This is a genomic window from Clostridium sp. CTA-7, assembly GCF_054768095.1.
Genome location: NZ_BAAAAV010000015.1, coordinates 1 through 11,469, shown reverse-complemented (window position 1 = coordinate 11,469; position 11,469 = coordinate 1). Strand labels below are relative to the sequence as shown.

General features: G+C 27.3%; 11 protein-coding genes, 3 tRNA genes, 2 rRNA genes and 1 pseudogene. 3 read left to right on the top strand and 14 right to left on the bottom strand.

Going from position 1 to position 11,469, the window contains the following annotated elements:
* Positions 1-528: 528 nt before the first annotated feature.
* Positions 529-1,206 carry a uracil-DNA glycosylase gene (locus tag ACYUEX_RS18435; RefSeq protein ID WP_460289437.1) on the top strand — a complete coding sequence of 226 codons (678 nt, stop codon included), beginning with the start codon at positions 529-531 and terminating at the stop codon, positions 1,204-1,206.
* A 34-nt stretch (positions 1,207-1,240) separates the two neighbouring features.
* On the opposite strand, the gene ACYUEX_RS18430 is transcribed toward ACYUEX_RS18435, so the two are convergent.
* A complete protein-coding gene (locus ACYUEX_RS18430) occupies positions 1,241-1,438 on the bottom strand; it encodes a hypothetical protein (protein WP_460289436.1) in 198 nt (65 codons plus the stop codon).
* A 363-nt stretch (positions 1,439-1,801) separates the two neighbouring features.
* Positions 1,802-1,877: transfer RNA gene (locus tag ACYUEX_RS18425), tRNA-Phe, on the bottom strand.
* A gap of 167 nt (positions 1,878-2,044) precedes the next feature.
* Between ACYUEX_RS18425 and ACYUEX_RS18420 the strand changes: the two genes are divergently transcribed.
* A complete protein-coding gene (locus tag ACYUEX_RS18420) occupies positions 2,045-2,479 on the top strand; it encodes a hypothetical protein (protein ID WP_460289435.1) in 435 nt (144 codons plus the stop codon).
* Between the two features lie 48 nt (positions 2,480-2,527).
* On the opposite strand, the gene ACYUEX_RS18415 is transcribed toward ACYUEX_RS18420, so the two are convergent.
* From ACYUEX_RS18415 to ACYUEX_RS18395, 5 genes and pseudogenes are all read right to left on the bottom strand, one after another.
* Positions 2,528-3,460, bottom strand: a complete 933-nt coding sequence (locus ACYUEX_RS18415) for a lysostaphin resistance A-like protein (protein WP_460289434.1) — start codon at positions 3,458-3,460, stop codon at positions 2,528-2,530.
* Between the two features lie 236 nt (positions 3,461-3,696).
* Positions 3,697-4,938, bottom strand: coding sequence for a competence/damage-inducible protein A (locus ACYUEX_RS18410; protein WP_460289433.1), 1,242 nt, complete (start codon positions 4,936-4,938; stop codon positions 3,697-3,699).
* 86 nt (positions 4,939-5,024) lie between these two features.
* Positions 5,025-5,261, bottom strand: coding sequence for a hypothetical protein (locus ACYUEX_RS18405; protein WP_460289432.1), 237 nt, complete (start codon positions 5,259-5,261; stop codon positions 5,025-5,027).
* A gap of 100 nt (positions 5,262-5,361) precedes the next feature.
* The gene (fusA, locus tag ACYUEX_RS18400; protein WP_460289431.1) at positions 5,362-7,437 is read right to left on the bottom strand and encodes an elongation factor G; all 2,076 of its coding nucleotides are present in this window, start codon (positions 7,435-7,437) and stop codon (positions 5,362-5,364) included.
* Positions 7,438-7,791: 354 nt separating this feature from the next.
* Positions 7,792-7,995, bottom strand: a pseudogene (locus ACYUEX_RS18395) (AbgT family transporter); the annotation flags it as partial.
* An 89-nt stretch (positions 7,996-8,084) separates the two neighbouring features.
* On the opposite strand from ACYUEX_RS18395, the gene cls reads away from it, so the two are divergent.
* The gene (gene cls, locus ACYUEX_RS18390; RefSeq protein ID WP_460289438.1) at positions 8,085-9,521 is read left to right on the top strand and encodes a cardiolipin synthase; all 1,437 of its coding nucleotides are present in this window, start codon (positions 8,085-8,087) and stop codon (positions 9,519-9,521) included.
* Between the two features lie 38 nt (positions 9,522-9,559).
* Here cls and ACYUEX_RS18385 read toward each other — a convergent pair whose 3' ends face one another.
* The 7 genes from ACYUEX_RS18385 to ACYUEX_RS18355 all read right to left on the bottom strand — a co-directional run.
* Positions 9,560-9,985, bottom strand: a complete 426-nt coding sequence (locus tag ACYUEX_RS18385) for a VanZ family protein (protein WP_460289430.1) — start codon at positions 9,983-9,985, stop codon at positions 9,560-9,562.
* Positions 9,986-10,059: 74 nt separating this feature from the next.
* Positions 10,060-10,503: a hypothetical protein gene (locus ACYUEX_RS18380; RefSeq protein WP_460289429.1), complete on the bottom strand. Its 444-nt coding sequence runs from the start codon at positions 10,501-10,503 to the stop codon at positions 10,060-10,062.
* A gap of 165 nt (positions 10,504-10,668) precedes the next feature.
* Positions 10,669-10,824, bottom strand: a complete 156-nt coding sequence (locus ACYUEX_RS18375; protein ID WP_411169158.1) for a hypothetical protein — start codon at positions 10,822-10,824, stop codon at positions 10,669-10,671.
* Between the two features lie 158 nt (positions 10,825-10,982).
* Positions 10,983-11,058: transfer RNA gene (locus tag ACYUEX_RS18370), tRNA-Ala, on the bottom strand.
* A 5-nt stretch (positions 11,059-11,063) separates the two neighbouring features.
* Positions 11,064-11,140 (bottom strand) — tRNA-Ile (locus ACYUEX_RS18365).
* 7 nt (positions 11,141-11,147) lie between these two features.
* Positions 11,148-11,264: ribosomal RNA gene (gene rrf, locus ACYUEX_RS18360) — 5S ribosomal RNA — on the bottom strand.
* Positions 11,265-11,366: 102 nt separating this feature from the next.
* Positions 11,367-11,469 (bottom strand): 23S ribosomal RNA (locus ACYUEX_RS18355); the annotation flags it as partial.

The window sequence follows — 11,469 nt, the reverse complement described above, 5'->3', positions numbered from 1 at the left end:
AAAAGTTTAATCTCTTTGCTCAAATTACTTTGAGTCTTAATTTTAAGACGTCTAAAAGAATTGCTGGTTTGTTTACTTAACTTATATTCTGTTCAATTTTCAAAGACCATTTTCTTCATCGCCCTCAAGCGACTTTCTTATCTTATCACTTATGGATTTCCTTGTCAACAATGTTTTTAATTTTTTTAATTAACTTTGTTATCAATTCAAATCCGTGTCATAAGTGACGAATTACATAATATCACCTTTTAATTATTAATATATCTTAAATTATGTATCTTATTCACATTTATATGATATTTTCTTTATTTTTCTTTATTTTAATTCTATTTACTTATAAAGACATTCTAGGTAACGTTTTTGCCTAATTAACATTAATATATTCCAAAATTATCATATATATATTATTCTTAGATATGTATATGATAATTTTTTATTGCTTAAATCTAATATATTATGATTTTTTGAGAAAAATATTATTATAGTTCTTTAATCAATACTGAAATAATTTTATATAGAGGTGATTTTTTGAAAAATATATTAAACAATGATTGGCAAGACTTATTAAAGGATGAATTTGACAAAGACTACTATCAAAATTTAAGAAAATTTTTAACAGAAGAATATAAATCAAAAACTATTTATCCTGATATGTATGATATTTTTAATGCATTGAAATTCACATCATTTAAAGATGTAAAAGTTGTTATTCTTGGGCAAGATCCTTATCACGGTCCAAATCAAGCACACGGATTATCTTTTTCTGTTAATAAAGGTATTAAAACTCCACCATCTTTACTTAACATTTATAAAGAGCTTTCTGATGACTTAGGGTGTTACATACCTAATAATGGCTACTTAAAAAGCTGGGCTGATCAAGGAGTTTTACTATTAAATACAGTTTTAACAGTTAGAGCTCATGAAGCAAACTCCCATAAAAATATGGGATGGGAAATATTCACTGATAAAATAATCTCTTTACTTAATGAAAGGCAGGATCCAATAGTATTTATATTGTGGGGAAATCCAGCCATAGCAAAAAGGAGTCTCATAACTAACAGAAATCACTTTATAATTACCGCCCCACACCCAAGTCCATTATCAGCTTTTAGAGGTTTCTTTGGAAGTAAGCCTTTTTCTAAAACAAATGACTTTTTAAAATCAATTAATAAACTCTCTATAAACTGGCAAATAGAAAATATATAATAAAAAGGCACTAAAATGTGCCTTTTGGTTTATTTTAACTAATTCTATGCTTTGATTTCTTATAGAAGGAATACACAAGAGAACAAATTATTCCTACAACAGAGCATGCTGAAAATGTCAATATTATATTATCAATGAAAAATCCCATAAGGATTCCTATCCCAGCCCCCAGTGCTATCCCCTTTGCTAAGTAATCATAATCCTCATCTGATAAAATTAACTTTTCCAACATATGCATCCCTCCTAATATATTTAACTCTTTAAAATTAATTAATTATATACTCTTATTTTAATATATACTTCTTAAGTATTTCTTAAGTTAAGCTTAAAGTATAATTAATTATAATAATTACTTATAATTATATATTAAATCTTTTACCATAACTTGTAAAGAGTTATTTTATACCTTTTATTTTAAATGCTCTAAACATATTAGTGTTACATTAATATACTAAACTCATATGAAATTGTTTTTATAAATAAAATACTTAAAATTAGAGTGTATTCATTTAAATAATAAGTTTAAATAAAGAAGATTATTACTACTTTCACTAAAAATAAAAAAAGCTAACTAATTTAAATTAGTTAGCTTTCCTGGTGGCTCGACCAGGAATCGAACCAGGGACACGAGGATTTTCAGTCCTCTGCTCTACCGACTGAGCTATCGAGCCTTAACGAATTCTATTTTATAAAATTTTTTACCATATGTCAACGTTTTTAATGATTTTTATTTTTTATTTTTTATATAGTTTTATATTTATAAATTTAAATATAAATTTAAGTAATTTTTACTTAAATCTATAAATATAATAAATTATAGTATTACTAGGAGTTTCTTATGAAATATATATTATTTATTTTACTAATATTATCATTAGTAGCTATTTATTTTTATTATGACAAAAAACTTTCACTAATGAAAAAACAATTAATGATAACATCAAATCAATACAATAGTATAAGAAAAAAATATGAAATGTCCAGAAAAGCTAATAGTAATTTGTCTATAAAGTTTGCTACTCCTTCTTATAAGGTAGGAATAATTAATAGTGCTGCCAAATTATATATAGCTCCTATAGATTCCTCTCAATTGATTAGAAAAATTAACATACGAATGGAGGTTGGAATTTTAGATTCTGCTGAGGTTAATAAACAAATATGGTATTATGTAAATTTACCTATTGATAATTGTATAAATTGTAGAGGTTGGATAAATTCTAAAGAATTCTCTATGTTTTATAGTGAATCTTCTTCTATAACAAAATCTAATTAAATTCTATATAACAAAAAGTTAGGAGATTAATTAACTCCTAACTTTTTGTTATATAAAAATAGTCATACCTGCTATATATACTATTATTGATAATATAAAAGGGATATTAAATATTCTTTCATCATCTAATATAACTTTCCCTCTCGTATAATTTAAACTTTCTATCTTTCTATTATCATTTAATCTTTCTAGTTTTTTTATTATTAGAAAAACAAAGCTAGCAAATACTATGGCAATTCCCCCATATGTTATTAATAAAATTAACTTTTCTGATAATGCTATATTTTTAAGTGTTAATTCAGCTGCATCACCAATTACAGATGATCCATTTGTAATATAGCTTGATAACTTTGCAATAGTTACTGATGTTCCATTTACTATAAAGTGTATTATCATAGATGCAAATATACTATTAGTTATTCTAACTAATAATGCAAGTATAAAACCTAATACTGCAGCATATAGGAATTGTTGTGCATTTAAATGTAAAAGTCCAAAAAATAATCCTGTTACTGCTGAAGCTATATATTTATTTTTATTTTCATATCCTGAAAGAACTATACCTCTTATTGTGATCTCTTCTGTTATTGTTGGTAAAAGTGCAACTAAGGATAAAAGAAATATATATGGTGTTGATGTTATTTGAGATATAAATGCTCCTATTTCATTGTTGAAGAAAAACGTAGAAATTACTGAAAAGAAAGTCATTATAGGTTGCACTAAAAAAGCTAATAATATAATTAAAAGTGTATCTTTCCAATGTAATTTGTTTAATTTAAGTGTATCCTTAAAAGATGATTTTGTTACTATTAAATATATTAATGCTGGAAGTAAAAATATTATCATGTGAGTTAAAAATAGTATTATTCTTACATCACTTAATCCTATAGCCTGATAAATTGGTGTAAGTGCAATTGGTCCAAATATTTCTGCTAATAATATTATTAAAAAATACATGTTTGCTCTAAAAACTTTTCTCATATATATACCCTTTCTTTTTTAGTTTTAAAATAAATTTAGTTAATTCATAATCATTTTAAACTTTATGATGTCTATTTTTTAACTTTTGTAGTGTATAACTTTATAAATTAATGGACATAATTATAATGAAGCGAGAAAGCTTCCACAGTTAATCGCCTCTCCCCCATTTTATTTATATACAAAAAATAATCCCCTACTTTTTAAAAGTATAAAAGGGGATTATTTTATTCCCCATTTTAATAATTAGTGCTCAAAAGTTCTTTTCTTAAAATATTAAGTGCATTCATTGTAGCCTTTCTTCTGATCCTTTCTCTATCTCCTGTAAAATTAAATTTTTTCACAACTACATTTCCTTTCACAAATACACCTATATAAACTAGCCCAACAGGCTTTTCATTAGTTCCTCCACCAGGTCCTGCTATTCCTGTAGTTGAAATAGCTATATCAGTTTTTGCTTCTCTCGCTATACCTATTACCATTTCTTTTGCTGTTTCTTCACTTACAGCTCCATACTTATCTAAAGTTTCTTTTTTAACTCCTAGTCTCTTCATCTTAGCTTCATTTGAGTAAGTAATAGCACCCTCTTTAAAAACTTCTGATATTCCCGGATAAGAAATTAAACTAGAAGCAACCAGACCTCCTGTACATGATTCTACAGTAGCTATACTTAAATTTTTGTTACACAATATTTCTGCAACAACAGCTTCTAAAGAATTTTCATCTTCTCCATATATATACTCACCAAGAACTTCTTTTATTTCTTTATATACAGGATTTATTAAATTATTGCATTCATCTTCATCTTTTCCTTTAGCAGTTATTCTTAAAGTTACATCAACATCCTTAGCATATGGTGCAACAGTAGGATTAGTACTATTTTGAATTAAGTTATTTATCTTTTTAGCCATTAAGCTTTCCCCAATTCCAAATAATCTTAATGTTTTAGATTTTATAACTTTACCTGTTATTCCAGCTAGATACTTAATTACATGATTATTAAACATAGGCTTCATTTCTCTTGGTGGTCCTGGTAGTATTACTAGTATCTTATCATTTTCAGATATTATTGCCCCTGGAGCTGTTCCATTAGAATTGGGTAAGATTACTGCATCCTCTGGAAAATATGCTTGTTTTTTATTTGCTTCTACTACAGCTTCATCTTTCATGTCTAAATATGTTTTAATCCAATCTAAGGATGGTTTATGTAAAACTAGTTTTTTATTAAAATATTTTGCACCTAATTCCTTTGTTAAATCATCTTGAGTAGGCCCTAAACCACCAGTAGTAATAACTAAGTCACATCTTTCAAAAGCATTTTTAAATGCTTCAAGTATTCTATCTTCATTATCACCAACAACACTTTGATGATAAACATCAATTCCTAGATTAGCTAATTCCTTAGCTAAATACTGTGCATTTGTATTAACTATATCACCTAATAATATTTCTGTTCCTATTGCTATTATTTCAGCCTTCATTTTAATCCTCCTATGATTTATTTTATATTAAACATTTTACCATAAATTATAAAAAGCTACTAATCAAGTGATTAATAGCCTTTTATTTACTTATACTTATTAGCATTAATGTAATACTTACCTGTTTGGTTTACTCCCTCTTCTAAAATAGAAAAGTTACTATCCCTAAGCATAGAAGTAATAATATTTATATCCTCTTTTGAATTACTATTTAAGGTTATAGTAAAATTATCATTTTTATCTACTACACCCATATAGTCAAATATATTACTATATTCACTAAGTCCTAGTCTCTCACTTATATCCATTTTGTAATCTGGCATAGTTTCCCTCCTATTTTTCTTTAGTATATACCTCTATACTTAAAATTAATTCTATATTATTTTTTCTCATTAAATTTATATTTATTCACTACTCCCAGATTTAATTTTTTCTAGCTTCTTCAATTATTTTTTTAGCTTCTAACTCTGGAACCTCCTCATACCTTTCAAGCTCACTTATAAAACTTCCTCTCGCTTGAGTCATTGATCTTAGATCTGTAGCGTATTTAAACATTTCTGATAAAGGAATCTCAGCACTAACTTTTTGTAACTTTCCTTCTGGTTCCATTCCAAGAACTCTTCCTCTTCTTTTATTAATATCGCCTATTATATCTCCCATATATTCATCCGGTATTAACACCTCTACATGCATAATAGGTTCTAATAAAACTGGCTTCGCTGCTTCTAATCCTTTTTTATATGCAATTGATGTTGCCATTTTAAATGCCATTTCTGATGAATCTACTGGATGATATGATCCATCATGTAAGGTAGCCTTTAAACTAACAACGGGATATCCTGCTAGAACCCCTTTTTCAATACAATCTCTAAGTCCTTTTTCTACTGCTGGTATAAAATTTCTTGGTACAACTCCTCCAACAACATTATCAACGAATTCCAACTCATTTTTTCCATCTCTTCTTGGCTCAAATTTTATTTTTACATCTCCATATTGTCCATGTCCACCAGATTGCTTTTTATGTTTTCCTTGAACATCTGCAATACCTTTTATAGTTTCTCTGTATGGTATCTTAGGAAGTCTTAGAATAACTTCTGCCCCAAATTTATTTTTCAGCTTACTAGCTATAACATCTAAGTGTGTTTCACCTATACCAGAAATTATAGTTTCTGCATTCTCCGTATCTCTTGTGATTGTAAATGTTGGATCCTCTTCTAATAATCTTTGTAATGACATTGATATTTTATCTTCATCACCTTTGGCTTTTGGTAATACAGCCATTGATATCGAAGGTTTTGGAAAATTCATTTTATCATATATAACTTTATTATTTATGTCACATAAAGTATCACCAGTTTCAGTGTATTGTAGTTTGGCAATAGCAGCTATATCTCCTGCTACAACTTCTTTTGTAGGTATTTGGTTTTTCCCTCTTATGAAAAAGATATTAGCTAATTTTTCAGATTTATCCTTATTACTATTAACTACAGTAACCTCATTTGATAACTTTCCTGTTATTACTCTAAACAACGATATTTTTCCAACAAAAGGATCTGCTATAGTTTTAAAAACTAATGCTGAAAAGGGTTTATCTTCATTTAAGTCTATGAATACCTCTTCATTATTTTTTAAATTTTTTGCTTTCTGTGAAATTGAATATTTAGGTGATGGAAAGCATTCAACTACATCTTCTAAAAAGCATCTCATACCTATTACCTTAGATGCACTTCCACACATTACTGGTGCTATATCTCCACTTGCACACCCTTCTATAAGTCCACTATATATTTCTTCGTCACTTAATTCTCCCTCACTGAAATATTTATCTAATAGTTCCTCATTTGTTTCTGCAACAGCTTCCATTATCATTTTTTTACATTCATCTATCTTTTCTAATAAATCTTCAGGAGGATCTATTTCTTCAATTTTATTTGTTTTAGGATCATGTATTCTAGCTTTTTTTGATATGACATTAACCACACCTTTAAATTCTTCTTCACTACCTATTGGAAATTGTATAGGTACAACGCTTATCCCAAATTTTTCTTTTAATTGTTCTAATGTCTTTTCATAACTTGAATTTTCTCTATCTAACTTATTTATGAAAAATGTTCTTGGCAATTTTATTTTATTACAATAATCCCATGCCTTTTCTGTTCCAACTTGAACTCCCGATACTCCGCATACAACTATTGTAGCTACATCTACAGCTCTCATTCCTTGTATCAGCTCTCCTGAAAAATCGAAGTAACCAGGTATATCTACTAAATTTATCTTTGTATCCTCTACTTCTATTGGAGCAATAGACGCTGAAAGTGAAATTCTTCTCTTCTTTTCTTCTAGGTCAAAGTCTGTAACTGTTGTTCCCTCTTCTACTTTACCTAATCTATCAGTATTACCTGTATTGAATAATAATGCTTCAACTAAAGAGGTCTTTCCTGATGCTCCATGTCCTATCAGTCCAATATTTCTTAAATTTTTTATTGTATAATTTCTCATAACTTCTCATAATATTTTCTAAATATTATGATTACACCTACCTTTCATTTAAAATCTAAATAATTTTTGAATCGCGTTCTTAGCAAATTCTTATGTTGATAAATTTTAAATCTCTGGTTTATAATTTATTTTCAAAAAACCATCTTAAGTGCAGGTTATTCTAGTCTATTTTATTACTTATAGAATATCATAAACGACTCTTATTATCCAGAATATTCAGATTATTTATCCCCCTCCTACCATATACTTATTTTTATGCACATTTTATTGGAATAAGTACAAAAAAAGTGCATCTAAAATTTTTACTATAGATACACTTTCAATTGTGTAATTATATTTAATTATTAAATCTTTTTAAAGCATTACTCCAACTCCAGGTCCTAAATCAAATCCTAATACAAACCATATTACTAATAATATTGTCCATCCAATTAAAAATGCAATCGAATAAGGAATCATAGTAGTTATTAGAATACCTATTCCTGAATCTTTATCATACTTTTCTGCAAAAGCAACTATTAAAGCAAAATAGTTCATAAGTGGAGATATTATGCTTGTTTATCTAATGTCTTTTTAATTTATTAAAATTTATATTTAAGTCAATAATATATTATGTATGACTATATTTGAAGGAGGTTTGTAATATAATTGCATTTAAAATAATTTTTTATTTATCTTTTATTATAAATATATTTATAATATTTATAATGATCTTATTTAAAAAGAAAAGACCTGAAAAAACTTTATCTTGGATATTGATTTTAATTATACTACCTCCAGTAGGATTGATTTTATTTATATTTTTAGGACGCAATTGGAAAATAAATACTTTAGATAGAATCTCTAAAAGAAAAGTTACTAATTTAATTAATTCATCTATATTGAATAAGTCTAATATATTAAATGAATATGAACCTATTATAAAATTACTAGCTTCTAATTCATTCTCACCTCTGTTTATAAATAATAAAATTAGAATACTAGATGGAGGAGAAGAAAAGTTTAAAATTTTAAAGGAGAATTTAATAAAAGCAAAGCATCATATTCATTTAGAATACTATATAGTTAAAGATGATAAAATCGGAAATGAAATAAAAGATATTTTAATAAATAAATCTAAGCAAGGAGTTAAAGTTCGATTTATAATAGATAGAGTTGGCTCTATAAAACTAGGATCTAAATATATAAAAGATTTGAAAAGTGCTGGTGTAGATGTAGCATTCTACTCATATGTTTTAGCTCCATTTTTACGATTTATAAATACTCAAATTAATTATAGAAATCACAGAAAAATAGTAGTTATAGATGGGGTAGTAGCGTTCCTGGGCGGTATTAATATAGGCGATGAGTATTTGGGTATGGGAAAATTAGGGGAATGGAAAGATTGTCACATAATGATAGAAGGTGACTGCGTTCTTGGGTTACAGTCAATTTTCTTAGATGATTTTTCAAGTATAAAAAAGTATAATAATGAACAAATATCTATCTTAAATAATGTAGATAGCTATTTTAAGAATCATGATTTTAATGGTAATATTGCCATGCAAATAGTAAAAAGCGGTCCTGACTCTGAATTTCCTAGCATACTTCAATGCTTAATAAAAATGATTAGCAGTGCAAAAAAAAATATTAATATAATAACTCCGTACTTTATTCCTTCTGAAGGATTAATGGATACACTAAGGATAGCTTCTTTAAGTGGTATTAAAGTTTCATTAATATTTCCTAAAAAAGCTGATCATTTTACAGTAAACAGAGCTTCTCAAACTTATTTGGCTGAACTCTCTAGATCTGGGGCGAAAATTTATCTATATAATAAAAGAGGCTTTATTCATTCTAAAATATTAACCGTTGATGAAAAAATTTGTACAATAGGAACTGCTAATATGGATATTAGAAGCTTTGAGCTAAATTATGAAATTAACACAATAATATATAATGAATATGTAACTCATGAGCTTGATACCATATTTAATGATACTCTAAATTCATGCATAGAATTTAATATTAAAGAGTATGAATCAAAATCTATTATTAGCAAATTTATAGATGGCTTTTCAAGGCTTCTTTCATCAATATTATAAAAGGATATTCATCGTTAAATGAATATCCTTTTATACCATTATATTTTTTTTAACCTCATTATTAAATAGCCAACTAGCCCTCCTGATGTATCTATCAATACATCCTTAAAAGCCATACTTCTTCCTGGAATAAAATATTGATGAAATTCATCTGAACATGCATATAAAAATACAAATATTATTGCATATACTCTAGCTTTTTTATTAGAAAAATATCTTTTACTTACATTATATGCAAAGAGGAATAATATAAGATATTCTGAAAAATGTGCAGTTTTTCTAACTACGAAAGTAGCGAGATCACCAAAATATTCATTTAATTCTATTCCTAAAAATTGAAATATTTTTATAACCAATTCGCTTTGGCTACTAGAAACTTCTCCTGGCTGATGTGACATAAAAAATATTATTCCTATCCATATTAATAACATCAACCATGATATTATCTTTTTGTTTTTATCCATACTTCTCTCCCTGTGTTAATTTAACTTTTAGTTATTTATTTTATTATACATCATAAATTATATATTTTTATATACTAATCTTTTTCTACTAAATATCTATTTATATATGCTAAAGATTGTTCTAACATACTTTGTCCTCTTTCTAAGTCCTTAACATTAACTTCTAGATTATATATCCTTTGTTCAACTAGATTCATTATTTGTTTTATATCATTTAAAAGTTTAGCCTCGTACGAAACTTGTATTCCATCTGAATCTATATATATTTTTTCTGGAACTGCCCTACATTTAGAACATTTGAAATATATACCTTTTTTTTCTATGTCTTTAAATACTTTAAATGTATCATTATTGCAGCTAGAACAATTAGGCAACATTATAAAATCTTGATTGCTAACATCAATATCATATTTAAACTTACATTGATAACAAATCAACTTAAGTTTATCTTCTTCACTTTCAAGAAAAAATCTATTTCCAATACAACCCTCTTTTTCACATACAAAAGTTCTTATCATTTTCTAATCCAGCCTCCTTATTTATAAAGAATCTCTCTCTACAAATGTAATATGCTCAATTATGGTAAATTATTCTAGTTATTGATATTTGTTTAATTTAAGTATTTCATTAAAAGTAAAATAGATCTAAATTTAATAACTTAGATCTATTAAAATTAAAATATTTTAACTATTACAATATCCGCTAGATTCTTTTAATTCCAGTTCTACCTCTTTTATAAGATCGTCTATTTTACTTGTATTTTTTCCTGCTAGTAATAACTCTCTCTTTTCTAGCTTTAACTTTATTAATTTTTTCTCTAATTCATCCTTCTTACCCATAACAACACTCCCCATCTAAGGATAAGACCTTAAAACTTTTACATTAGAATTATTAAATTAATTCTTATAATCATTATATAATATATTTTATTTTATTCCTAACTAAAATTTTAGAAAATTTAAAAAGTTTTTCGACATTTGTAAATATATACATATCTTGGTGGAGGTAAAGGGATTCGAACCCTTGACCCCTTGCGTGCAAGGCAAGTGCTCTCCCAACTGAGCTATACCCCCAAATATGGTGGACCTTCAGGGACTCGAACCCCGGACCAACCGGTTATGAGCCGGTTGCTCTAACCAACTGAGCTAAAGATCCATAYTACACCTGGCAACGTTCTACTCTCCCACACAGTTTCCCATGCAGTACCATCGACGCTGTAGAGCTTAACTTTCCTGTTCGGAATGGAAAGGAGTGTTTCCTCTACGCCATCATCACCAGATTACATTAACATTATATTGTAGTATCAATACTTTGTCAACACTTTTTTCAGAATTTATTCTCTGAAAATTGCACATGAATTATTGCCAAAATCTTTTAATTATTGGTCAAGCCCTCGACCTATTAGTATCAGTCAGCTAAATATGTTACCACACTTACACCTCTGACCTATCAACCTTGTGTTCTTCAAGGGGTCTTACTAGCTT

What these genes read in the sequence shown, in the direction of transcription:
- ACYUEX_RS18430 (WP_460289436.1), bottom strand. Translation starts at nt 1,438, where the DNA reads ATGTTGGAAAAGTTAATTTTATCAGATGAGGATTATGATTACTTAGCA.
- ACYUEX_RS18420 (WP_460289435.1), top strand. Translation starts at nt 2,045, where the DNA reads ATGAAATATATATTATTTATTTTACTAATATTATCATTAGTAGCTATT.
- ACYUEX_RS18415 (WP_460289434.1), bottom strand. Translation starts at nt 3,460, where the DNA reads ATGAGAAAAGTTTTTAGAGCAAACATGTATTTTTTAATAATATTATTA.
- ACYUEX_RS18410 (WP_460289433.1), bottom strand. Translation starts at nt 4,938, where the DNA reads ATGAAGGCTGAAATAATAGCAATAGGAACAGAAATATTATTAGGTGAT.
- ACYUEX_RS18405 (WP_460289432.1), bottom strand. Translation starts at nt 5,261, where the DNA reads ATGCCAGATTACAAAATGGATATAAGTGAGAGACTAGGACTTAGTGAA.
- fusA (WP_460289431.1), bottom strand. Translation starts at nt 7,437, where the DNA reads ATGAGAAATTATACAATAAAAAATTTAAGAAATATTGGACTGATAGGA.
- ACYUEX_RS18385 (WP_460289430.1), bottom strand. Translation starts at nt 9,985, where the DNA reads ATGGATAAAAACAAAAAGATAATATCATGGTTGATGTTATTAATATGG.
- ACYUEX_RS18380 (WP_460289429.1), bottom strand. Translation starts at nt 10,503, where the DNA reads ATGATAAGAACTTTTGTATGTGAAAAAGAGGGTTGTATTGGAAATAGA.
- ACYUEX_RS18375 (WP_411169158.1), bottom strand. Translation starts at nt 10,824, where the DNA reads ATGGGTAAGAAGGATGAATTAGAGAAAAAATTAATAAAGTTAAAGCTA.